Below are 23,691 nucleotides of genomic sequence, written 5' to 3'. Positions count from 1 at the left end.
GAAATGCGCTGGATAACCCGCCCCGGCTGGCCCGGTAACCTGCTGGCCGTGGCGGCCGGTGCAATCACCACCCTGGCCCTGGCACCCTTCGATATCTGGCCGTTGGCATTGCTGGCGGTCGGCTTGTTCTATGCCGGCTTACGTCAACTGAACCCTCGTCAGGCCCTGGGCCGTGGCTGGTGTTTCGGATTTGGTCTGTTTGGCGCCGGTACCAGTTGGATTTACTACAGCATCCACCACTTCGGTGGCGCTTCGGTGCTACTGGCCGGCTTCCTGATGCTGATCTTCACCGCGGCGATTGCCTGGTTCTTTGCCCTGCCCGCCTGGATCTGGGTGCGCTGGCTGCGCCGCAACGAAGCGCCACTGGCCGATGCCTTGGCGTTCGCCGCGCTGTGGGTCGCCCAGGAAGCCTTTCGTGGCTGGTTTCTCACCGGCTTCCCGTGGCTCTATTCCGGTTACAGCCAACTCGATGGCCCTCTTTCCGGGCTCGCACCCGTCGGCGGGATGTGGCTGATTTCGTTTACCCTGGCCCTGACGGCCGCGCTGATCTACAACGCATTGCCTTTGATGAAAACCGGTCGTAAAGGCTTCATCGCCGCTGGCGTGCTGCTGCTGATCGGCCCATGGGTGGCCGGCATGGCGCTCAAGGAACATGCCTGGACCAGCCCGGCGGGGGCGCCGCTGAGCGTCGCGGCGATCCAGGGCAATGTCGAACAGAGCATGAAGTGGGACCCGGCACAGCTCAATGCGCAGCTGGCGCTGTACCGCGACATGAGCTTTAGCTCCAAGCCGGTCGACCTGTTGATCTGGCCGGAAACCGCGGTCCCGGTGCTCAAGGAGTCCGCCGAGGGCTACCTGAACATGATGGGAGACTTCGCCGCAGAGCGTAAATCCGCACTGATTACCGGCGTGCCGATCCGTCAGGAATTGCATCAACAGAAACGCTTTTTCAACGGTATCACCGTCGTGGGCGAAGGCGATGGCACTTACCTCAAGCAGAAACTGGTGCCGTTTGGCGAATATGTGCCGTTGCAGGAGGTGTTGCGCGGGCTGATCGCCTTTTTCGACTTGCCGATGTCGGACTTTGCCCGTGGCCCTGCCGATCAGCCGATGCTGCAAGCCAAGGGGTACCAGATCGCGCCGTACATCTGCTACGAAGTGGTCTATCCGGAATTCGCCGCCAGCCTCGCGGCCCGTAGCGATTTGCTGCTGACCATCAGCAACGACACCTGGTTCGGTACCTCCATCGGCCCGCTGCAACATTTGCAGATGGCGCAGATGCGCGCACTGGAAGCCGGACGCTGGATGATCCGTGCCACCAACAACGGGGTCACTGGCTTGATTAACCCGTTCGGGCAGATCACGGTGCAGATCCCGCAGTTCGAACGCGGCATCTTGTACGGCGAAGTGGTGCCGATGCACAACCTGACGCCTTACCTGCAATGGCGTTCGTGGCCGCTGCTCATTGTTTGCATGTTGTTGTTTGGCTGGGCGTTGATCGCTAGCCGGATGGCCAAGACCGTCTGACTGCATCATGTTGATCGTTCCCACGCTCCGCGTGGGAATGCCTCACCGGACGCTCTGCGTCCGCCTTTGGGACGCGGAGCGTCCCTAGCTGCATTCCCACGCGGAGCGTGGGAACGATCGATCTTCAGCGGTAGAACAGCGAATACCCGATCTGTCCCACCGCCTCATTCATCAACTGCCCACTCTGCCAGAGCGCCTTGAACTCCGGCAGCCAGCCGCCCAGTGGCCGGGCGTTGTCCCTCCCCAGAAACCCCATCGGCGCCGGCACCACCTCGAATCCCGCCTGCTGGAAACTCCAGACCGCTCGCGGCATGTGCGAGGCGTGCGTCACGAGCACGACACGCTTGATGCCTTGGGGCAGCAACACTTCGGCGCTGAACTGCGCGTTCTCCCAGGTCGTGCGACTGCGCCCTTCCTGCCAGCGCACGGTTACGCCGAAATCATCGAGCAATGAGTCCGCCATCAGCCCGGCTTCGGTCGGCGGTGTGCCGTAATGCAACCCGCCACTGGTGAGGATCGGCAAGCCCGACGCCTTGGCCAGCCGCGCCGCATAGCGCTGGCGCTCCAGGCCGATACCGGTCGGCTGGTCGGCGTCCCAGGCCGGATCGCCACGTTCGCGCCCCGACCCCAGCACCACGATCGCGTCCGCATGCCGACCCAGTGTTGCCCAATCATTGCGTGCCAGCGGCGGTTCACGCTCAAGCGCCCTGGCGCTCCACTCCACTACTATCGGCAGGCTCATCAACCAGAAGCCACCTACGCCCAAGGCAAAGCACAAACCCGCCAGTCGCGGCCTTGAGCGGCGCAACCACCAGGCAAGCAGCAATAACAGCAACAGAATGCCGGGAGGCAGTAGAAGTTGTTTGACGAAATAGCGAAAAGGCATCGGGCATCTCCAGAGATGCCCGAAGCCTAAGTGGGTTGACGCGATGCGACAACAAATGCGGAAGGACTATGCTTTAAAAAACCATATTTCATGGCTTCAAGTGCCCTTACTTGAATTGCAAAGACCGGACCTTTACCGCGTCCCTGCCAGGTGCCTTGTCCTTGAGCCAGATGATCTTGGCCGAACGTGGTGCGTCGAGTTGCTTCACTGCCTCTGACAAGTATCCGTGTGATTCACGTTCACTGCGATCCAGATACGCTTTGACCAGTGCAAACTCTGCGGGGCTCAGGCCACGCAGTTCCAGTTCCAAGGGACGTTCATCGCGCAGCCGGTCAGCGGTTTTGGCCGCGTCAAGGGCCATGCCCAGACGATCGATCAGTCTTTCGTACAGCTCCGGTTTTGTAACTTTTTGCCGTGACTCAACCATCCCTCACCTCATTGAAGATAAGACTCGCTCCCCTTTTAGAGCTTAGCTTCCATGAACAAACCGGCTGGGTGCCGCGACCAACGGCCCTCGCAGGGGGTTTTGCCAGGCCTTGGGCAGTAATCAGGGTTTCCCTCGGTAGAGTGCGGTCATGTATGCTACGACGCTTCCTGTAACTCCACTTCCAGCTCGTCTGGACACCGAAGCGCCGATCTGGCGCAATCACCGTCCAGCGTGTATCGAAGAGGACTAGGCCACCCCTATTCAGTTCAAAAGTAGCCATGCACGAACAATATCAGCCCCGTGAAATCGAAGCCGCCGCCCAGTCGTTCTGGGACGAGCAAAAGTCCTTTGAAGTCAGTGAACAGCCAGGCAAGGAGACGTTCTACTGCCTGTCGATGTTCCCTTACCCCAGCGGCAAGCTACACATGGGGCACGTGCGCAACTACACCATCGGCGACGTGATCTCCCGCTACCAGCGCATGCTAGGCAAAAACGTCCTGCAACCCATGGGTTGGGACGCCTTTGGCATGCCGGCGGAAAACGCCGCGATGAAGAACAACGTAGCGCCCGCCAAGTGGACCTACGAAAACATCGCCTACATGAAAACCCAGCTGCGCAGCCTGGGCCTCGCGGTGGACTGGTCCCGCGAAGTCACCACTTGCAAGCCGGATTACTATCGCTGGGAACAATGGCTGTTCACTCGCCTGTTCGAAAAAGGCGTGATTTACAAAAAAAGCGGCACCGTGAACTGGGACCCGGTCGACCAGACCGTGCTGGCCAACGAACAAGTGATCGACGGTCGCGGCTGGCGTTCCGGCGCGCTGATCGAAAAGCGCGAAATCCCGATGTACTACTTCAAGATCACCGCTTACGCGGATGAGCTGCTGGAGAGCCTCGACGAACTGACTGGCTGGCCTGAACAGGTCAAGACCATGCAGCGCAACTGGATCGGCAAGTCTCGTGGCATGGAAGTGCAGTTCCCGTACAACGTCGATTCGATTGGCGAAGCCGGTGCACTGAAAGTCTTCACCACCCGTCCGGACACCCTGATGGGCGCGACTTACGTCGCCGTGGCCGCCGAGCACCACTTGGCCACCCTGGCCGCGCAGAACAACCCTGAGCTGCAAGCGTTCATCGCTGAATGCAAAGGCGGCAGCGTTGCCGAAGCCGACGTCGCCACCCAGGAGAAGAAAGGCCTGCCGACTTCGCTGTTGGTCGAGCATCCGCTGACCGGTGAGAAACTCCCGGTATGGGTCGCCAACTACGTGCTGATGCACTACGGCGACGGCGCGGTCATGGCTGTTCCGGCGCACGACGAGCGCGATTTCGAATTCGCCACCAAGTACAGCCTGCCAATCAAGTCCGTGGTGCGCACAAGTGCAGGCGACACCAACCCGGCGCCATGGCAGGACGCCTACGGCGAGCATGGCACGCTGATCAATTCCGGTGAATTCGACGGCCTCGATTTCGCGGGCGCCTTCGATGCCATCGAAGTGGCGCTGATCAAGAAAAACCTCGGCGCCTCGCGCACCCAGTTCCGCCTGCGCGACTGGGGCATCAGCCGTCAGCGCTACTGGGGCTGCCCGATCCCGATCATCCACTGCAATACCTGCGGTGATGTGCCGGTCCCGGAAGATCAATTGCCTGTGGTACTGCCGGAAGACGTGGTACCGGACGGTGCGGGCTCGCCACTGGCGCGCATGCCCGAGTTCTACGAGTGCAGCTGCCCGAAATGCGGCCAGCCTGCCAAGCGTGAAACCGACACCATGGACACCTTCGTCGAATCCTCGTGGTACTACGCCCGTTACGCCTCGCCGCACTATGCAGGCGGCCTGGTCGAGAAATCCGCGGCCGACCATTGGTTGCCGGTGGATCAATACATCGGCGGTATCGAACACGCGATCCTGCACCTGCTCTACGCGCGCTTCTTCCACAAGCTGATGCGCGACGAAGGCCTGGTGAGCTCCAACGAGCCGTTCAAGAACCTGCTGACCCAGGGCATGGTGATCGCCGAGACCTACTATCGTCGCGAAGCCAACGGTGCCTACACCTGGTTCAACCCGGCGGACGTCGAACTCGAGCGCGACAGCAAGGCCAAGGTCATCAGCGCCAAGCTGATCGCAGACGGCCTGCCGGTGGAAATCGGCGGCACCGAGAAGATGGCCAAGTCAAAAAACAACGGTGTCGACCCACAGTCGATGATTGACCAGTTCGGCGCCGATACCTGCCGCTTGTTCATGATGTTCGCCTCGCCACCTGACATGAGCGCGGAATGGTCCGACTCCGGCGTAGAAGGTTCGCACCGCTTCCTCAAGCGTGTCTGGCGCCTGGCTCAAGCGCACGTCACTCAAGGCCTGCCGGGCACACTGGACGTCGCCGGCCTGAACGACGAGCACAAAGTCATTCGCCGTTCGATCCACCAGGCCATCAAGCAGGCCAGCCACGACGTCGGCCAGAACCACAAATTCAACACCGCCATCGCCCAAGTGATGACGCTGATGAATGTGCTGGAAAAAGCCCCGCAAGGCACCGAGCAGGATCGCGCACTGATTCACGAAGGCTTGGAAACCGTGGTCTTGTTGCTGGCACCGATCACTCCGCACATCAGCCATGAGCTGTGGCATCGGCTGGGTCACGCCGATCCGGTGATCGACGCCAGCTGGCCGGTGCTGGACGAAAGTGCTCTGGTACAGGACAGCCTGCAGCTGGTCATTCAAGTGAATGGCAAATTGCGTGGACACATCGAAATGCCGGCCAGCGCCAGCCGCGAAGAAGTCGAAGCCGCCGCACGGGCCAACGAGAACGTGCTGCGCTTTGTCGACGGTCTGACTATTCGTAAAGTGATCGTAGTGCCCGGGAAACTGGTCAATATCGTCGCCAGCTAAGTGGATCAGGCGCCAGGTCCAGCCTGGCGCCGAGTAAAACCTTTCGGGTCGCATGATCGGCCCACCTGGTTTCAAGGGGAACAACAAGATGATCAAACGCAATCTGCTGGTGATGGGCCTCGCCATTCTGCTGAGCGCCTGCGGTTTCCAGCTGCGTGGCACCGGCACCACCGAGCTGGCGATCAAGGAACTCGACCTGAGCGCCCGTGATGCCTACGGCCCGACCGTGACCCAAATGCGTCAGGTGCTGGAAAGCAGCGGCGTCAAGCTCTACAGCGGCGCCCCTTACAAACTGATGCTGACCGGCGAACAGGAAAGCCAGCGCATCCTCAGCTACGCAGGTGCCGGCCGCACTGGCGAGTATCAGATCAGTACCGTGCTCAGCTATGACATCAATGGCCAGGGCAACTTGCCACTATTGAGCGACAAGCTCGAAGTGCAGAAAGTCTTTATCCACGATGGCAACAACCTGGTGGGCTCCGATCAGGAAGCCAATGACGCTCGCAAGGAAATGCGTCGTGAACTGGTTCAACGCATGATGCTGCGCCTGCAGCAGCTCACTCCGACTCAGCTGGACCAGCTGCAACAGACCGCCGAGGCCCGCGCCAGGGCTGAAGCCGCGGCATTGGAAGCGGCGCAGAAGGCTGAAGCGCAAACGCCGCGTCAGTCGCCTGTCGAACTGCCACGGCAGTAAGCGTTATGGGGCGCCTCGGCGCCCCGTTCGCCCTCTCCTATGAAACTCGCTCCCGCCCAACTCGCCAAGCACCTGCAAGGCACCCTCGCGCCGGTCTACATCATCAGTGGCGATGACCCATTGCTGTGTCAGGAAGCCGCCGACGCCATTCGTGCCGCCGCTCGCCAACAGGGCTTCGACGAACGACAAGTCTTCGCCGCCGATGCCAGTTTCGATTGGGGGACGTTGTTGCAGGCCGGCGCGAGCATGTCATTGTTCGCCGAAAAACGTCTGCTGGAATTGCGTCTGCCATCCGGTAAACCCGGTGACAAAGGGGCCGCCGCGTTCATCGAGTACTGCTCGCGTCCCGCCGAAGACACGGTGTTGTTGATCAGCCTGCCCAAGCTGGACGGCAGCGCGCAGAAAACCAAGTGGGGCAAGGCACTGGTTGAAGGCCAGCACACCCAATTCGTGCAAATCTGGCCGGTGGATGCCAACCAGTTGCCGAGCTGGATCCGTCAACGGTTGTCCCAGGCCGGACTGTCCGCCAGCCAGGACGCCGTGGAGCTGATCGCTGCCCGGGTCGAGGGCAACTTGCTGGCTGCCGCCCAGGAAATCGAAAAACTCAAGCTGATGGCCGAGGGTGGCCAGATCACCGTTGAAACCGTGCAAGCGGCGGTGGCCGACAGTGCGCGCTTCGATGTCTTCGGGCTGACCGATGCCATTCTCAACGGTGAAGCGGCGCATGCCTTGCGCATGCTTGAAGGACTACGGGGTGAAGGCGTCGAGCCACCGGTGATTCTCTGGGCCCTGGCCCGGGAGCTGCGCCTGTTGGCCAACCTGTCATTGCAGTACAGCCAGGGCGTGCCGCTGGACAAAGCCTTCAGCTCTGCGCGACCGCCGATCTGGGACAAGCGCAAACCGCTGATGAGCAAAGCTCTGCAACGCTACTCCGCGCAGCGCTGGGCGCAGTTGTTGCTGGAAGCGCAGCGCATTGATGCGCAGATCAAGGGCCAGGCCGCGGGTTCACCGTGGATGAGTTTGAGTCGGTTGTCGTTGTTGATGGCGGGCCAACGATTATCGTTACCTGCTGAATAAGCTCAAAATATCGTCACTGCCTGAAGAGCTCGCCGGGGGTAAACCCGAACAACCCCTTGAACGCCGCAATAAACGCCGACGTCGAGTCATACCCGCAAGACAGCGCGGCGTTGGTCACGCTGTTCCCCTCCTCCAGCAAACTCAACGACGACAGCAGCCGCATCCGTTGACGCCACCCTCGAAAGCTCAACCCGGTTTCCCGCTGGAACAGCCGCATCAGGGTTTTCTCCGACGTACCCAGCCGCTGCGCCCACTCCTGCAAGGTCACGTTCCGCTCAGGGCTTTCGAGCAGCTCGTTGCACAACCCCAGCAACCGCTCATGACGCGGCAACGGCAGGGAAAACGCCACCTCCGGCAGACTCGCCAACTGGTCCAGCAGCACATTCACCAGCCGCGTTTCCTGGCTATCACCCTGTGGATATTCCACCGGCAGCAGACAAAAACTCTTGATCAGCTCCCGAGCCAGCGGCGTCACCTCGAGTACCCGACAACGCCCGTCCGCCCATGCGCAATCCTCGCGGCGCACATAGAGGCTGCGCATTTCGGCGCGCATCGAAGTCACCACCTGGTGTTCGAGATCCGCTGGAATCCAGATGCCCCACTGCGGCGGAGCAAAGAAACTGCCCTCGGCGGTGTGTACGCCAAGAACGCCGCTGATGGCGTAGGAAAACTGCACCCAGTCGTGGCGATGAGACGGTGTCCAGGAACCGGCATTGAGGCTTTCCGCCCGGGCGAACAGCGGGCGGGGCAGCGCCGTCAGCGTCGGAATCGTCCGTTCGAGGGTGAGTTGTCCGTTAGTCGGCATTGACTGGCCTTATATCGCAAGACAGTAATAAGGCGGACAGTAGGCCAAGTTTCACTGTCTTACAAACCTATTTTCTGCCGCCATTCCCTGTGGGAGCGAGCCGGCTCCGGGCGGCGATCCGACGAAGAGGTCCGCACATTCGACATTTCTATCGGCTGATCTTCCGCCTTCGCGAGCAAGCTCGCCTCCCACAGGTATTGCGTACAGCCTCAGCGCTCGACAATCGCGGTCACACCCTGCCCACCCGCGGCGCAGATCGAGATCAAGCCCCGCCCCTTGCCTGCGGCATCGAGCAACTTCGCCAGGCTGGCGACAATGCGCCCGCCGGTGGCAGCAAACGGATGCCCGGCCGCCAGTGAACTGCCTTTGACGTTGAGCCGGCTGCGGTCGATGGAACCGAGCGGCGCGGCGAGGCCAAGGCGGGTTTGGCAATAGTGCGGATCCTCCCAGGCCTTCAATGTGCAGAGCACCTGCGCGGCGAAGGCTTCGTGGATTTCGTAGTAATCGAAGTCCTGCAAGGCCAGGCCATTGCGCGCCAGCAAGCGCGGCACGGCATAGACCGGCGCCATCAACAGCCCTTCGGCACCGTTGACAAAGTCCACCGCCGCCGCTTCGCCATCGCGCAGGTAAGCGAGGATCGGCAGGCCACGTTCCTTCGCCCATTCTTCACTGCCCAACAGCACCAGCGACGCGCCATCGGTGAGCGGCGTGGAGTTGCCCGCGGTCAGGGTGCCCGTGGCACTTTTCTCGAACACCGGTTTGAGCGAGGCGAGTTTTTCCAGGGTCAGGTCCGGGCGCAGGTTGTTGTCACGGGTCAGGCCGAGGAACGGTGTCATCAGATCGTTGTGCCAGCCTTCGGTGTAGGACGCGGCCATTTTCTGGTGGCTTTCAAGGGCCAGTTGATCCTGCTCGTCCCGTGGAATGTCCCAGGTCTGGGCCATCAGCTCGCAGTGCTCGCCCATGGACAGGCCGGTACGCGGTTCGCCGTTGCGCGGCAGTTCGGGGATCACATGATGGGGGCGCAGTTGGAGAAAGGTTTTCAGTTTGTCGCCGGTGGTTTTGGCGCGATTGGCTTGCAGCAGAATCTTGCGCAAACCTTCGTTGACGCCGATCGGTGCGTCGGATGTGGTGTCGACGCCACCGGCAATGCCGCATTCGATCTGGCCAAGGGCGATCTTGTTCGCCACCAGCAGCGCCGCCTCAAGACCGGTGCCGCAGGCTTGCTGAATATCGTAGGCCGGGGTGGTCGGTGACAACCGCGAGCCGAGTACGCACTCGCGGGTCAGGTTGAAATCCCGGGAATGCTTGAGCACCGACCCGGCTGCCACTTCACCGATGCGCAGGCCGTGCAGGTTGTAGCGTTCGATCAGGCCCTCTAACGCGGCGGTGAGCATCGCCTGGTTACTGGCGGTGGCGTATGGCCCGTTGGAGCGGGCGAAAGGGATACGGTTACCGCCGATAATCGCGACGCGGCGCGGTTGAGTCATGAAAAGCTCCTGATGAAATATTTGAACGTTAAACCCAATCCCTGTGGGAGCGAGCTTGCTCGCGAAGAGGCCAGCACATTCAGCATCTATTTCGCCTGATACTCAGCCTTCGCGAGCAAGCTCGCTCCCACAGGTTTTGCGTTCGCTGATAATCCTGCCAAACCCGGGTTCAACTACGCTGCAATGTTCAAGCGTAGGCCTTATCTCGTGGATCGAACGACTGATTGCCATTCGTGGTCCACACTTTGAACCCCAGCTGCTGGAGCGCGTTCCATGTCTGACCGCTATATCGAGTTCGCCAATTCCTCCATCGGCCATCGCCTGGTCGGGGCCCTGGGTTTGCCGTCGCCGGTACGATTGGAGCGCTGGCAAGCCGGGCGGCTGCGCCCGGTCGAGGGGGCGTTGCTGATTGGCGGCGGACCGCTGGCGGAAAAAGTCAGCGCCTTCGCCAATCGCCTGACCGACGCGATTTACAGCTACGGCACCGACCCTTCAATGGCCACGGCGTGGATTCCCGGTCACGGACCGAAACTCAAGGCCGTGGTGTTCGATGCCAGCGATCTGGTGCAGACCGACCAGCTCAAACAGCTGCGCGAATTCTTCCAGCCGCTGATGAAAAATCTTGATCACAGTGCTCACGTGGTGATCCTGGGGCGAGCACCGCAGACCTTGAGCGACCCGTTCGCCGCCAGCGCCCAGCGGGCCCTGGAAGGTTTCAGCCGGTCGCTGGCCAAGGAGTTGCGCAGCGGTGGTACCTTGCAGCTGATCCATGTCGGTGAAGGTGCCGAGGATCAACTGGAAGGCCCGTTGCGGTTTTTCCTCTCACCCAAAAGCGCTTTTGTTTCCGGACAAGTGATTGGCTTGACCGCCTGTAACACTCAGGTGACGGACTGGACTCGCCCGCTGTCAGGTCGCAGGGCCCTGGTCACCGGCGCGGCGCGCGGCATCGGTGCGTCCATCGCCGAAACCCTCGCCCGTGACGGCGCCGACGTGATCCTGCTGGATGTGCCGCCGGCCAAGACCGACCTCGAGGCCCTCGCCGCCCGCCTCGGCGGGCGCGGCATCACGCTGGACATCTGCGCCGAAGACGCCGCCGCGCAGCTGATCGAACAATTGCCCGACGGCATCGACATTGTCGTGCACAACGCCGGCATCACTCGGGACAAAACCCTGGCTAACATGACCCCGGAATTCTGGGACGCCGTGCTGGCGGTCAATCTCAATGCACCGCAGGTGCTGACCAAGGCGCTGCTCGACAGCGGCACCTTGCAGGACAACGGCCGGGTGATTCTGTTGGCCTCCATCAGCGGCATCGCCGGCAATCGCGGGCAAACCAACTACGCGGCGAGCAAGGCCGGGCTGATCGGTCTGGCTCAGGCCTGGGCGCCACTGTTGAAAGCGCGCGGTATCAGCATCAACGCGGTGGCGCCAGGATTCATTGAAACCCAGATGACCGCGCACCTGCCGTTCGGCCTGCGTGAAGCCGGGCGACGCATGAGTTCCCTCGGCCAGGGTGGCCTGCCGCAAGATGTCGCCGAAGCGGTGGCCTGGCTGGCGCAACCGGGCACCGGGGCGTTCACCGGGCAAGCATTGCGCGTCTGTGGACAAAGTGTTTTGGGGGCTTAGGCATGATCATCGATTGGCACACACTCAACCGCGAACCGAGCCTCCCGGACCTCTATGTGAAGGCCGCGACGCGACGCAAAATCACAGGCACCACGCTGCCCGATTCGGGCTTGCGCTGCTGGATCGATGTCGATCCGAAGCGCCTGGCGGCCTATCGCAAAGTCTGCGGTTTCTCCGATAACGGCTTGCTACCACCGACTTATCCTCACATCCTGGCGTTCGCCTTGCAGATGCAATTGCTCACCACACGGGAATTTCCGTTCCCGCTGCTGGGGCTGATACACCTGAGCAACCGCATTCGCATCTTGCGGCCAATGGGCGGGGTCAATCGCGCGCGGGTCAGCGTGCAGGTGCAGAACCTGCAACCCCATGCCAAGGGTGCAACGTTTGACCTGGTGACGACTCTCGACGATCAGTTGGGCGTGTTGTGGGAAGCTGAAAGCCAGATGCTGTGCCGGGGCGTAAAACTGGACGGCGAGCCTGTCGAGGAAGTGTTGGCATCGACGCTGGAGCTGATGGAGGTGACCCGGTGGCAAGCGCCGGCGGACATTGGCCGGCAGTACGCCAAAGTGTCCGGCGACTACAACCCGATTCACCTGAGTGCCGTCAGCGCCAGGCTGTTCGGCTTCCCGACAGCCATTGCCCATGGGTTGTGGAACAAGGCCCGGACACTCGCGGCGTTGAGCGAGCATCTGCCGGCGGCGAATGTCGAGCTTGCGGTGCAGTTCAGGAAGCCGGTGCGGCTGCCGAGCGAGGTGACATTGCTGTCCAGCGCGGCCGGTTCCAGTGGCGATTTTCAGTTGGTGGGCGCGGGGGATCTTGAGCATATGGTGGGGCATTGGCGGCCTGTTGCCTGACTTGCTCGACATCAGCGACATCAGAAACCAGCCAGAACGTGGGGCTTGACCACGCGCAGGTGCGACGTCCCCACACCAAACCCAAAGCGCGAAGATTGCCGCCTTCGGCGAAAGGGGTCACGGGCGCTGGCAACATGCCATTCCAGACAACATGAAAGGCCGTGATGCTTATCTGGGTGGATAGTTGGCCAGTACCCGTCCAACCGTTTCGCGTATCGCCGCGCTGCGATCAGCGGGATTCGGTGTGCGGCTGAGCATTTGTTCATCACTGCCGCGCCACACCAGCTTGCCGTCCTTGCCATCGAGCAGGTCGATCTGGATGGTCGCCACCTTGTAGCTGACGTTGCGGGTTTCGTTATACATCGGCCCGCCCCAGTAGCCATTCCATGGGTTGCCCCAAGCGCCGCCATAATTGGTGGTCACTTGTTGCTGGCGTTCCTCGACGATCAGGTAGGTCTGCACGCTCACATCACCCCGGGTGCCGGGGGCTGCCGGACGCAAACCGCGCTGATCAAGCTGATCGGCAACCGATTGGCGCACGCGCTGTTCAGTCAGGTCGCTCTTGATCCGCGGGTCATCGGGTCGATATTGCAGGGCGGGTTCTTTCCAGCTCCAGCTGCGATAGGCGGAAAAGTCGCGGCTGGCATCAAAGTCATGATTGACCTGGGAGGCGCAGGCGCTGAGCAGCGCGGCCAGGGCCAGTAAAGCGAGACGGCGGAACATGATAGTTCTCCGGTTGAAGACATGAACCTGCGCAATGCTTCATGGTGACGAAGCTAATTAGGAGGATACGCCGACATTGCCTTTTCTACAGCCTCCCGTATGGCGTCGGTCTGCGCGCCCTGGCTGCCCCGCTGACTGGATTCGGCGCTGGAACTCCACACCGGCTGACCGCTTTGGGCATCGAACAAATCCACCCGCACCACCACGACTTGCTCCTGATACGTTCGAACGATCGGCACCGTGTTGTACATGCCATAACCGCTGCCATAGCGGTTGTACCCACCGTACCCGCCGTACCCGCCGCCGTAGTACCCATAGTCATCGCGGACTTGCCGCAGGCGGGTCTCCAGACGCAGGTCGGCGCTGACAAACAAGTCCGCCGGACGATTGTCATGCAGCGGGCGCAAGCCGCGCTGATCCAGCGCATTGCTGACAGCTTCGGCGACTTGCGCCGAGTCCGCCCAGGCGGTACCTGGCGGCAGTCGCCCATCGAGCCAGGCCCAGCTGCGGTAGCGCCCATAATCACGCGGTGGCGCCGGGTAAGCGCTGCGGTCGAAGGTGTTGGCCGCCTGAGGCGGTGCCGGCGGCAAGGGGTTGGATGTCGCCACATAAGGATTGCTGCCCTGACAGGCCGCCAACCCCAGACAGATCACCAGTAACCCTGAACGACTTTTCATTTCACGCTCCGATCAGACTGGCCGACAGATCCAGTGCAAGTAGCGCCCAAGCCCGGCGAAGCTTGGGTGGCGACGGTGGGCCAGCTCCATCTCCAGCAAGTCCACCAATTCGGCGCGGGCCTGGAATTCCACCGGCATGTAGTCGTGAAAAACCCGTACCCCGCTCTGGGTTTCGACCCGCCACAGGCCTTCAAGTTGCGCCGCCAGTTCACGCGGATCAAGGGGCTGCTGCGGGGTCAGGCTCTGCTTCTCTCCGGCCATGTCGTTCTTGCGCATCTTGCGAAAGTGCCCCTTGAGCAGATTGCGGTAGATCAGCGCATCGCGGTTGTAGAAAGCCAGGGATAACCAACCTTCGGGTTTAGTCAGCTGATGCAGCACCGGCAGGATCGCGTGGGGTTCGGCGAGCCATTCCAGCACGGCGTGACACAGCACCAGGTCGTAGGGCTCGGTGAGTTGTCCGAGCAGCGCCTGCCAGGGTGCCTGAATGAAGGTCGCGGTCTGCCCGGCGTCGGCGAAGCGCTGGCGGGCGCCTTCAAGCATCGGCCCGGCGGGTTCGGCGAGCGTGACCTGATGGCCGCGCTGAGCCAGCCACAACGACATGTGACCCAGGCCGGCACCGATGTCGAGTACCCGTAATGGCCGGTCCGGCAGGGTTTCGGCCAGGTCGGCCTGAAGCACGGCCAGACGGATCGCGCCTTTGGCACCGCCATAGATTTTTTCGGCGAAGCGGGTCGCCAGTTGATCGAAATGACGGTCGCTCATCAGCTGAACCTCCGTTCACTGTCGGCAAGCTTGCTGTTCACCACTTCATTCATGTCCAGCCCCAACTCGCTGCACAGCAGCAATAGATAGAGCACGATATCGCCGACTTCCTGCCCGGCGTGGGCCAGTTTGTCCGCTGGCAGCTGACGCGACTGGTCTTCGGTCAGCCACTGGAAGATCTCTACCAGCTCTGACATCTCCACGCTCGCGGCCATGGCCAGGTTTTTCGGGCTGTGAAATTGCCGCCAGTCATTGCGGTCACGGATGGCGTGCAGGCGTTCGGTCAGTTCAACAAGGTTCATCGGGCTCTCCTGAAGGCGTATAGCTTCGGGGGGATGGCCGGGGATGGCAAGGGGCAGAGATTGCCTGGCAGGAATGGTTTTTGTGGGAGCGAGCTTGCTCGCGATAGCGGATTGAAATTCAACATAGATGTTGGCTGACTGACCGCTATCGCGAGCAAGCTCGCTCCCACAGGGGTTCATCAACAGATCAGGAATCTTTGCGTCATACTCAAACGATCCAGGTATCAGGGAACTCGCCACTGCGATCCATGCCCAAGCCTCAAGTCCGGCAACCCTGCCACCACTGTCATCAAGGACGTCCACATGCAGGTAGAAAGTTTTTTCGAATGGCTCGGCCAGGTACTCGGTTCGATCATCCGGTTCATCGTCGATGCCCTCAGCGGGCTGTTCAATCTGTTGAGCCATGCCGGCAGCAACTTTGTCGAAGGCCTGTCCCGGGCGCTGGGCATGGACGCTTCGATCATCAGCATCATCGCGTTGATCGTGGGGTTGATGCTGTTGTGGGCGGCGATTCGCGCCTTCATGAGTGCGTCGATCATCATGGGGATTATCTGGTTGCTGCTGGGGCTTTGGTTGTTGAGCTGGATCATCCACTAACACCACCATTCCCCTGTGGGAGCGAGACCGGCTTGCCGGCGAAGGCGGCCGTCCAGTCACTAATGATCTCGCCTGATACTCCGTCTTCGCGAGCAGGCTCGCTCCCACAATGGATCGCAGTAGATTCCGAATAGTGTCGCTACAATGCCCGCTCCCCAAGGAGCCTGCATGTCCAACCTGATCGCCGACTGGCGCGACCGCCCTACTCACCGCCGGGTCTGGGCGCTCGCCGCACCCATGATTCTGTCGAACATTTCCGTACCGCTGGTGGCGCTGGTCGACAGCACGGTCATCGGTCACCTGCCCCACGCCCATCAGCTGGGCGCCGTCGCGGTCGGAGCCAGCCTGTATACCTTTCTCGCCTGGGCCATGGGCTTTCTGCGCATGGGCTCCACCGGCTTCGCCGCCCAGGCTGCGGGACGCGGGGATGGCGCGGCGTTGCGGCAAATTTTGTTGCAGGGCTTGCTGCTCGCCATGGTATTGGCCATTGTCTTGGGAGCGCTGGGCGTACCGTTGAGCGGCGTCGCGCTGCACTTCATGCAACCCTCGGCCGAACTGGATCAACTGACCCGCGAATTTTTCCACACGCGGCTGTTCGGCCTGCCGGCGGCACTGGCCAGTTATGCCCTGGTCGGCTGGTTCCTCGGCACCCAGAATGCCCGGGCGCCACTGGCGATTCTGCTGAGCACCAACCTGGTCAACATTGCCTTGAACCTGTGGTTCGTCCTCGGGCTGGAATGGGGCGTGGTCGGCGCTGCCCGTGCCTCGGTGATCGCCGAATGGACCGGTGCACTGATCGGTCTGCTGATGACTCGAAACGCCCTGCGCGCCTACCCTGGCCATATCGCCTGGGCTGCGCTGGCGCTGTGGCAGAGCTGGCGACCGCTGTTGGCGGTCAACCGCGACATCTTCATCCGCAGCCTGGTCCTGCAATCGGTGTTTTTTCTCATTACCGTGCAAGGCGCGCGACTGGGCGATGCCACAGTCGCCGCCAACGCGTTATTGCTCAACGGCCTGCTGCTGACTGCCCATGCACTCGATGGATTGGCCCACGCCGTGGAGGCCCTTTGCGGGCACGCCATCGGCGCTCGCGACCGGGACGCCCTGCGTCGCTCGTTGGTGGTGGCCTGTGGTTGGTCGTTGCTGGCGAGCCTGGGCTTTGCCGCGCTGTTTCTGTTCGCCGGCCATCTGTTCATCGAGATGCAGACCGACATTCAAAGCGTGCGCGACACCGCATTCATCTACCTGCCTTACCTTGCCGCCCTGCCGCTGATTGCGGTCTGGAGTTACCTGCTCGACGGTCTGTTCATCGGCGCCACGCGCGCCAGGGAAATGCGCAACGGCATGCTGTTGACGATGATTTTGTTACTGCCGTTCGCCTGGGCACTGCAAGGCTTGGGCAACCATGGCCTGTGGCTAACGTTCCTGTGGTTCATGGCCCTGCGCAGTTTGACCCTTGGCGCTTTTGCCTGGTTTCTGCGCAAGAACGACGGCTGGTTTACCGGCCGGACTCACTGATCCGGCGCGGCCGTGACGAACGCCGGGGTCAGTGTCGATCGGTCTGCCATCGGTCGCGCAGGCGGTCGAGACGCTCCTGCTGGGTCACTCCCGACAAAGGCAGCACCAGCGCGGCGCGGGGGTATTGCAAGCGCAGCCATAACCAGTCATCGAGCACCGAACGTTCGTTGAAACCCAGCGCCAGCCCTTCCTGCATATGCGACCACAGGCTGTAATAATCGGCCCCGGTGGATTGGCTCCAGTGCCACGCGTGCTGTTCCAGCAGGCAGGTTTGCAGCTTTTCCTGTTGACCGGGGCTGAGGCTTTCTTCGACGGCTAACGGGCTGACGGCGAGCCCCGGGTTGTGCAGCTGTTGCCAACTCTGACAGCCGATCGCGCGATCCGCCCAGGTCCCGCCGAACCAGTGCAATTGACTGATCGGCCCCAGCCAGCGACTCAGCTCCCGGGCATCGCAGGCATCGAAAAAGTAACTGGCAGTGTTGGGGTTGTAGTAGTTCAACAAAGCGCGGTGATGCACGCCGACCGTGACCGTGAGCATACGGCGCAAATGCGCCAGCAACGGCGACGGCGGCGCCCCACTGAAGACCAACAGTCCACGCCAGTGTTGCGCTTCGCTGTAGCACAACTCGGCCAGCGCCGGGCATGAGCCCAGGTCGACCAGAACCGGACCCTGTTCGCGCGATGCATGCAGTTCCGTACCTTCGAACAACCAGAACCACCGCGCATGGGTAAACGTTTGCCGCAGTGTCGCCCCCGCCAGGGGCGCACCCGGCACATCCAGCAATAGCCATTGCGGGCTCGCGGCGATCATGCCGCACCGCTCCGGCCAAACCGCGTCGCCGCCCGGCAGGTGCAGAAAACCTGAGCGCAATGAGTGAAACTGCCGCCACCCGGCAGCAGGCACAGCAGCATCAAGGGCTCGCCGGAGCGCAGCATTCGGAGCAAGCCTTCGTCGGGCGGGCAGTCGTCTGTCGCGCGGGGCTCCTCAGCCTCTTCGACAGCCTTTGGCAGGTGAAGAAAACCGGTAATCAGCGGCTGATCCGGATCGCCCTCGATAAAGCTCACCACCACCTCGACGCCCTCACTCAGCGGCGTATCCGTTGCGCTGCCCAGCTCAGTTGCCAAGGGCAGCCAACAGTGGGTGGGGATCGCGCCCTCGCCCTGGTAAAGCCAATCGAATTGCACGGCAACCGGCCTGGAGGGATCCGGTCGAGACTCTTCGACATTGACTACCCAAGCCCGTTGCAGGCTGTGCATGCGTGGTTTCGTTGCGCAATGGGGCGACACCAGGGGCGCTTCCCAGTGAATCGCACGGATCCGATTGCTGTAGGGGGCCAGTGGATCCTGGCTCCCCTGATGTTCGATGTGGGTCAACAGCCACAGTTGATTCCAGTTGGCAATCGGATGGCCGGACAGCGACATCAGTTGACCACTGCGCAGCGTCGCCAGGTCCGTACGGCCTTCGGCACTCTGCGCGGTTCGATGGCCCTGAAGCTGAAACTGCCGCACCGCCGGTTGCTCGCAGTCGACCCGGAAATCCGCCAGTTCGCCAAGGCGAAAATGCGCCTGACCATCACCGAAGACCACGCAATGCCCATCTGCATGGTGCTCGAAATGGTAGTTAAGCCGCTCCTGAGCGCACAGTCGCTGGAGAAATTGCAGGTCCGATTCCCGGTACTGCGTACAAAAATCACGGGGCGGGTAATCGCCACTCAGCTCGAAACGCCGATCCTTGTCGGCAATGCCATGCCCCCTGAGTACTTGACTGAGGATCTGCGGCACCGAGCAGGCGCTGAAGATTCGCTGACTGAAGCGCTGGGAAAGGCATGCCAGCTTCGGCCCCAGCCGCACGCGGCAGAGCCGGACAGCCGGACCATGGTCACGCTGGACGAGTTCGTGCAGTTGTCCGTGGATCGCATGCCCCGCTGGCCCGAAGTGCAGAGAGACCGGTTGGTAGAGCAGGCTGGCAAGGTCGAGCGTCGGGTCATCTATCAGCAGATCCACATCGAACACAAAAGGCTCGCTGATGGCTTCTCTACCGGTAAAGGCCAAGACTTCGAAGGCGTCGGACATACCTGCTACATCCAGACGAAATGAAGGCTCGTTGACTGGATCGAACATCGGCGATTCTCTACAGGAGGGGCGGCCGGGGATTCTCGCCGAGAGCCATGGCCGAGTAGAGTGCCGAAATACAACTTAGGAAATGGCCTACGCGAAAAGAAGACCGAATGGCTTTAATAGCCAAAAGTGGGGAAATTTCCCTTGAAAATAGAGAACCGTCCTACCAGGTCATCCGAAACTTCCGCAGTGAACGGAACATTTTCAGACAACCTGGTGAGAACGACGACTTACCTCAAGAGGACAGGTACGACGAACGGGTCAGACCCAGACGCAGAGCGTCGAGGAACTGAGTGCGCTCGGCGGCAGTGATGCGGGCGCTGGCGCACTTGTCGCGGTAGTGGGTCATCAACTCTTCCGGCGACAAGTGCACGTAACGCAGCATGTCTTCGATGGTGTCGTGGGTTTCGATACCCGCGTGGTAAACGCTGCCGTCGGCATTCTGGTAGATGTTCACCGAGTCGGTGTCACCGAACAGGTTGTGCATGTCGCCGAGAATTTCCTGATAGGCGCCCACCAGGAAGATACCCAGCAGGTAGTCTTCGCCTTCGTTCAAACCGTGCACCGGCAGGCTGGTTTCGATGCTCTGCTCGTCGACGTATTGCTTGATCTTGCCGTCGGAGTCGCAGGTCAGATCCTGCAGCACCGCCCGACGCAAAGGCTCTTCGTCGAGACGATGCAACGGCAGGATCGGCAGCACCTGACCGATGGCCCAGGTGTCCGGCAGGCTCTGGAAGACCGAGAAGTTGCAGATGTACTTGTCGGCCAGCTTGTCATTGAGCTCGTCGAGCACCTGACGGTGCGAACGCTGACGGGCCTTCAGCGAGTTGTGCAGGCGACGGCACACGGCGAAGTAGCATTGTTCGGCCAGGGCTTTCTCGGCCAGGGTCAGCTTGCCGTCGGCGTACTGGGTGGCCACGTCGCTCATGTAGTGCGTGGCGCGCCAGTAGGTTTCGGTGACCATCTCGATGTCGGTCGGACCCAGCAGGTCAACCAGCCACTGCACGGTTTCCGGCAGCGCTTCCTTGTTCTCGATCTGCGGCACGTCGTCGTTGTGTTTTTCGACGTCGGTCACCTGCACCACCAGCATGGCGTGGTGCGCAGTCAGGGAACGGCCGCTCTCGGAGAAGATGTTCGGGTGCGGCAGGCTCTGCGCGTCGCAGAACTCCTTGAGCATCCCGACCACGACACCGGCGTAATCGTCCATGTCGTAGTTGATCGAGCTGGCGTTGCGCGAGTGGGTACCGTCGTAATCCACGCCCAGCCCACCGCCGACGTCGATGTGATCCACCGGGAGGCCGAGGTTGCGCAACTCGCCGTAGTAACGGATAGCTTCCTTGAAACCGTGCTGGTAGTCCGCCAGGTTGGCGATCTGCGAACCCATGTGGAAGTGCAGCAGGCGAATACCCTGATCCAGGCCCGCCGCGCGGAAGCGCTCGACCACCGACAGCAGTTGTGCCGCCGACAGACCGAATTTGGATTTCTCACCGCCGGTGTCCGCCCACTTGCTCGACGCCAGGGATGACAGGCGCACGCGCAGACCGACCTGAGGCTTGACCTTCAGCGAGGCAGCTTCCTCGATCACCAGGGCGACTTCGGATTCTTTCTCGATCACGATGAACACGTTGTGGCCAAGCTTTTGGCCCATCAGCGCCAGCCGAATGAACTCGCGATCCTTGTAACCGTTGCAAACGATGGTGCCGCCCTTCGGCGCCAGGGCCAGTACGGCCAGCAGCTCCGGCTTGGAGCCGGCTTCCAGGCCGATGGACACGTCTTGGGTCGCGATGATGTTCTCGATCACCGCTTCCTGCTGGTTCACTTTGATCGGGTACAGCGCGGTGTATTTGCTCTGGTATTCCAGGCGTTCGATGTTGGCGTCGAAGGCGCCGGTCAGCTGACGCACGCGGTCTTGCAGAATGTCAGGGAAACGCACCAGCAATGGCAAGGACAGGCCGCTTTGGCGCAGCTGGTCGACTTGCTCGAACAGGTCGATAGGCGAACTGGCCGGACCGTTCGGACGAACTTCGACGCGACCGGCGTCATTGATCGCGAAATACCCGGCCCCCCAATGGCGAATCCCGTAAACACTGCGGCTGTCCGCAACTGTCCATTGGCTGCCATCGTCTTTGCGTGTGCGTCGTACGGACATTGAAGTCCCCTATAAAGAAGTCATAGAGCGTCGCCTGGGTTCAGGCCGGCGCAGTCTAAAGAATGAAAATGACGGTTCGTCAACGAGGGGATAGACCTCGCTGATCGCGGTGAGTTTAGAAACCGGTCAGAACAGGCTCTGTGAAAACCATGTGGACGACGCCAGGCCTGCTGTCAGGACCGGATCAAGCCGAGGGTGGTTTTCACAGAAGCTGCTAGCCGCCGGACTTCTTCGCCTTGAAACCGTGTTTGATCAGTTCGGCCAAAAGTAGCTCGACATGATCGCCCTGGATTTCAATGATTCCGTCTTTCAACGCCCCGCCGGTACCACAACGTTTTTTCAACGTGGTCGCCAGGTCCTTGAGCGCGTCTTCGTTCAACGGCACGCCGGTGATGGTGGTCACCGTCTTGCCGCCACGCCCCTTGCTTTCGCGACGCACGCGAGCGATGCCGTCGCCGGCCGGGATAACGGTCTGTTTGCAGATGCAGGCATCCACCGGTTTACTGCAATCCGGGCAATGACGACCTGCGTCGGTGGAAAATACCAGGCCACCAAGGGCGGCGAAGGATGCGGCTTTTTTGGCCACCGGCAATCCTCTTGGGAGGACAAAGACTGGTCGCGGCAGGTGTGCCATCGACCGCGAAGCCCCACTCAGGCAGGGGCAGCGCTACTGAACCGGCAAGCAATACCGGTTCAGTTTGAAAAGGTCGCGCAGTGTAACGGCAAAAAGCCGACTTGCTAAGAGCCAATCGGCGCCAATTTATGCCGCTTATGCGACGTCCGGCCCACGAGCCCGAAGATAGCGCTGCAAGGCCGCCAGAGAGTCCGGGCAATAAGGCTTCTGCTGGATTTCCAGCATGACCTGATCGATGGGCATGAAGCGCGCTTCGAGCACCTCTTCCGGTTGCAGGATCAAGGGGCCATCCCACACCGCCGAAAAGGCTGAACACCAGAGCCGATTGCCAGTGTCCTCGAAGTAAAAGTGGTCATGGGCGATCAGCTCCACGCCACTCACACCCAACTCTTCTTCCAGCTCCCGGGCAGCCGATTCGGCGTAGGTTTCGCTGGCGAGCACCATGCCCCCCGCCGCCACGTCCCAAAAGCCGGGATAAATCGCTTTGCTCAGGGTGCGCCGATGCACGCAGAGTTCACCGACGGAATTGAACAGCATGATGTAGGTGCCACGACCGATCAGCCCGCGCTCGCGCAGCTCGGAACGGACCAGGGCACCGAGCAGGTTGTCCTGCTCGTCGACCCAGGCGATCTGTTCGGCATCCGAGGCCGCGCGATGGGCGGCCTCGCGCAGGCTATCGATGGAGCTATCGATGGAGCTATCAACCATGACTCAGCCCTGATTGAGCAACTGACGCAAATCGATGACTGCGGCGTTAGCCCGGGAGATGTAATTGGCCATGACCAGCGAGTGATTGGCCAGCACACCGAAGCCGCTGCCGTTGAGTATCATCGGGCTCCAGACCGGTTCCTGCGAGGCTTCCAGTTCACGAATGATCTGGCGCACGCTGACCGTGGCGTTTTTCTTGGCCAGTACATCGGCGAAGTCTACTTCGATGGCGCGCAGCAGATGGGACAGCGCCCAAGCCTGGCCACGGGCCTCGTAGAACACGTTGTCGATCTGCATCCACGGGGTTTCGACGATTTCTTCGTCGACCTGCGGTACCTGACCGGGCGCGACGACTTCGGTTTTCAACGCGGTATTGAGCTTGACCCGGCCAACGCTGGCCGACAGCCTTTGCGACAACGAACCCAGGCGGGTGCCGACATCGCCCAGCCAGTTGTTCAGGTTGTCGGCGCGGGCGTAAAACAATGCGCTTTTCTGACTCGGATCGGACAAGCGTGCCTGATAACGGCTCAGGGACTTGATCCCTTCCTGATATTCAGACTCACTGGAGGGCAGCACCCAGCTTCTATTGTCGAAGTTGAAACGCGGCTCGGCCTTGGCCAGGTCGGCGTCTTCGGTGGACTGCGACTGGGAGCGGGCGAAGTCCTTTCGCAGCGCACGGCTCAGGTCACGGACCTGGACCAGCACGCCATATTCCCAGCTCGGCGTGTTATCCATCCACAGGCCCGGCGGGAAACGGTCATTGGAAATATAACCGCCTGGTTTGGTCAGCAAGGTATCGGCGACGGTCTTGAGCGTTTCCACCGTGGTATAGCCGATGACCATCTGCTTGCCTTCTTTCTCGGCAGCCACCTGGGCATTCTGTTGAACCGGGAACAGCGCAGGTTCCTGGCTCCAGTACCAACCCAGCGCAATCGCAACCAGCAGGTAAAGGCCGATCAGCGTGGCCAACGCCCGGCTGAACAACAGGCCGCCAAAATAACTGCGGGTGGCCGATTTCGGTTCAGCGGCACGTTCAGGCGCGCTGCCCGCGCGGTTCTTCCAGTCCAGCATGGCGATATCCTTTCAATCACTTGAGTTCATCGGTTCGACCACAACCCTACGCCATCGTGCCTCGTTTGCCGCGCATTAAATCCGGCGCGTGCGACGAGCCATACAACGAGCGCGATCGAGCGGCCACTATAAATGAAGCACAGCCGCCAGCCTATCCGACC

At 61.3% G+C, this 23,691-nt stretch carries 22 protein-coding genes; 8 read left to right on the top strand and 14 right to left on the bottom strand.

Annotated features, from left to right (window positions below):
• Positions 1-3: 3 nt before the first annotated feature.
• On the top strand, positions 4-1,527 hold the full coding sequence (gene lnt / locus ACA067_RS02990) for an apolipoprotein N-acyltransferase (protein WP_497460550.1): 1,524 nt from the start codon (positions 4-6) through the stop codon (positions 1,525-1,527).
• Between the two features lie 124 nt (positions 1,528-1,651).
• Here lnt and ACA067_RS02985 read toward each other — a convergent pair whose 3' ends face one another.
• Positions 1,652-2,413, bottom strand: coding sequence for a YdcF family protein (locus tag ACA067_RS02985; RefSeq protein ID WP_497460549.1), 762 nt, complete (start codon positions 2,411-2,413; stop codon positions 1,652-1,654).
• A gap of 106 nt (positions 2,414-2,519) precedes the next feature.
• Entirely contained in the window at positions 2,520-2,840 is a 321-nt protein-coding gene (locus ACA067_RS02980; RefSeq protein WP_064675724.1) for a hypothetical protein, read from the bottom strand.
• Positions 2,841-3,118: 278 nt separating this feature from the next.
• Between ACA067_RS02980 and leuS the strand changes: the two genes are divergently transcribed.
• The 3 genes from leuS to holA all read left to right on the top strand — a co-directional run bounded on the left by leuS (position 3,119) and on the right by holA (position 7,496).
• Positions 3,119-5,725, top strand: a complete 2,607-nt coding sequence (gene leuS / locus ACA067_RS02975; RefSeq protein ID WP_497460548.1) for a leucine--tRNA ligase — start codon at positions 3,119-3,121, stop codon at positions 5,723-5,725.
• A gap of 88 nt (positions 5,726-5,813) precedes the next feature.
• Positions 5,814-6,419, top strand: coding sequence for an LPS-assembly lipoprotein LptE (locus ACA067_RS02970; protein WP_497460547.1), 606 nt, complete (start codon positions 5,814-5,816; stop codon positions 6,417-6,419).
• 39 nt (positions 6,420-6,458) lie between these two features.
• Positions 6,459-7,496, top strand: a complete 1,038-nt coding sequence (holA, locus tag ACA067_RS02965) for a DNA polymerase III subunit delta (protein ID WP_497460546.1) — start codon at positions 6,459-6,461, stop codon at positions 7,494-7,496.
• Positions 7,497-7,509: 13 nt separating this feature from the next.
• Here the strand turns inward: holA and ACA067_RS02960 are convergent, their stop codons facing one another.
• Both ACA067_RS02960 and ACA067_RS02955 read right to left on the bottom strand, forming a co-directional pair.
• Complete coding sequence (locus ACA067_RS02960) at positions 7,510-8,301, bottom strand: AraC family transcriptional regulator (RefSeq protein WP_497460545.1); 792 nt, start codon at positions 8,299-8,301, stop codon at positions 7,510-7,512.
• Positions 8,302-8,510: 209 nt separating this feature from the next.
• Positions 8,511-9,788 (bottom strand): acetyl-CoA C-acetyltransferase, encoded by a 1,278-nt coding sequence (locus tag ACA067_RS02955; RefSeq protein ID WP_497460544.1) that lies wholly within the window; start codon positions 9,786-9,788, stop codon positions 8,511-8,513.
• A gap of 273 nt (positions 9,789-10,061) precedes the next feature.
• Between ACA067_RS02955 and ACA067_RS02950 the strand changes: the two genes are divergently transcribed.
• Both ACA067_RS02950 and ACA067_RS02945 read left to right on the top strand, forming a co-directional pair.
• The gene (locus tag ACA067_RS02950; protein WP_497460543.1) at positions 10,062-11,414 is read left to right on the top strand and encodes a 3-oxoacyl-ACP reductase; all 1,353 of its coding nucleotides are present in this window, start codon (positions 10,062-10,064) and stop codon (positions 11,412-11,414) included.
• Positions 11,415-11,416: 2 nt separating this feature from the next.
• Positions 11,417-12,271, top strand: coding sequence for a MaoC family dehydratase (locus ACA067_RS02945; protein WP_497460542.1), 855 nt, complete (start codon positions 11,417-11,419; stop codon positions 12,269-12,271).
• A gap of 168 nt (positions 12,272-12,439) precedes the next feature.
• Here the strand turns inward: ACA067_RS02945 and ACA067_RS02940 are convergent, their stop codons facing one another.
• The 4 genes from ACA067_RS02940 to ACA067_RS02925 are packed head-to-tail and all read right to left on the bottom strand — an operon-like array spanning position 12,440 to position 14,735.
• Positions 12,440-12,994, bottom strand: a complete 555-nt coding sequence (locus ACA067_RS02940) for a DUF4136 domain-containing protein (RefSeq protein WP_497460541.1) — start codon at positions 12,992-12,994, stop codon at positions 12,440-12,442.
• Positions 12,995-13,047: 53 nt separating this feature from the next.
• Positions 13,048-13,671: a DUF4136 domain-containing protein gene (locus ACA067_RS02935; protein ID WP_497460540.1), complete on the bottom strand. Its 624-nt coding sequence runs from the start codon at positions 13,669-13,671 to the stop codon at positions 13,048-13,050.
• A gap of 12 nt (positions 13,672-13,683) precedes the next feature.
• Entirely contained in the window at positions 13,684-14,433 is a 750-nt protein-coding gene (locus ACA067_RS02930) for a methyltransferase domain-containing protein (protein ID WP_497460539.1), read from the bottom strand.
• The gene (locus tag ACA067_RS02925; RefSeq protein ID WP_150797278.1) at positions 14,433-14,735 is read right to left on the bottom strand and encodes a MazG-like family protein; all 303 of its coding nucleotides are present in this window, start codon (positions 14,733-14,735) and stop codon (positions 14,433-14,435) included. The genes ACA067_RS02930 and ACA067_RS02925 overlap by 1 nt, the downstream gene beginning before the upstream one ends.
• 303 nt (positions 14,736-15,038) lie before the next feature.
• On the opposite strand from ACA067_RS02925, the gene ACA067_RS02920 reads away from it, so the two are divergent.
• Both ACA067_RS02920 and ACA067_RS02915 read left to right on the top strand, forming a co-directional pair.
• Entirely contained in the window at positions 15,039-15,332 is a 294-nt protein-coding gene (locus tag ACA067_RS02920) for a hypothetical protein (protein ID WP_497460538.1), read from the top strand.
• 168 nt (positions 15,333-15,500) lie between these two features.
• A complete protein-coding gene (locus ACA067_RS02915) occupies positions 15,501-16,850 on the top strand; it encodes an MATE family efflux transporter (RefSeq protein ID WP_497460537.1) in 1,350 nt (449 codons plus the stop codon).
• A gap of 28 nt (positions 16,851-16,878) precedes the next feature.
• Here ACA067_RS02915 and ACA067_RS02910 read toward each other — a convergent pair whose 3' ends face one another.
• The 6 genes from ACA067_RS02910 to ACA067_RS02885 all read right to left on the bottom strand — a co-directional run bounded on the left by ACA067_RS02910 (position 16,879) and on the right by ACA067_RS02885 (position 23,530).
• Entirely contained in the window at positions 16,879-17,661 is a 783-nt protein-coding gene (locus ACA067_RS02910; protein ID WP_497460536.1) for a DUF4123 domain-containing protein, read from the bottom strand.
• On the bottom strand, positions 17,658-18,971 hold the full coding sequence (locus tag ACA067_RS02905) for a contractile injection system protein, VgrG/Pvc8 family (protein ID WP_497460535.1): 1,314 nt from the start codon (positions 18,969-18,971) through the stop codon (positions 17,658-17,660). Before ACA067_RS02905 ends, ACA067_RS02910 begins: the two co-directional genes overlap by 4 nt.
• Positions 18,972-19,203: 232 nt before the next feature.
• Complete coding sequence (gene speA / locus ACA067_RS02900; protein ID WP_064675709.1) at positions 19,204-21,117, bottom strand: arginine decarboxylase; 1,914 nt, start codon at positions 21,115-21,117, stop codon at positions 19,204-19,206.
• A 214-nt stretch (positions 21,118-21,331) separates the two neighbouring features.
• Positions 21,332-21,703 carry a translation initiation factor Sui1 gene (locus ACA067_RS02895; protein WP_150744004.1) on the bottom strand — a complete coding sequence of 124 codons (372 nt, stop codon included), beginning with the start codon at positions 21,701-21,703 and terminating at the stop codon, positions 21,332-21,334.
• Positions 21,704-21,886: 183 nt separating this feature from the next.
• The gene (locus ACA067_RS02890; protein WP_497460534.1) at positions 21,887-22,459 is read right to left on the bottom strand and encodes an NUDIX hydrolase; all 573 of its coding nucleotides are present in this window, start codon (positions 22,457-22,459) and stop codon (positions 21,887-21,889) included.
• Positions 22,460-22,462: 3 nt separating this feature from the next.
• The gene (locus tag ACA067_RS02885) at positions 22,463-23,530 is read right to left on the bottom strand and encodes a DUF2333 family protein (protein WP_497460533.1); all 1,068 of its coding nucleotides are present in this window, start codon (positions 23,528-23,530) and stop codon (positions 22,463-22,465) included.
• Positions 23,531-23,691: the final 161 nt, after the last annotated feature.

This window comes from Pseudomonas sp. LBUM1674, from assembly GCF_059695635.1.
This window is presented reverse-complemented; position numbering and strand designations above follow the sequence as displayed.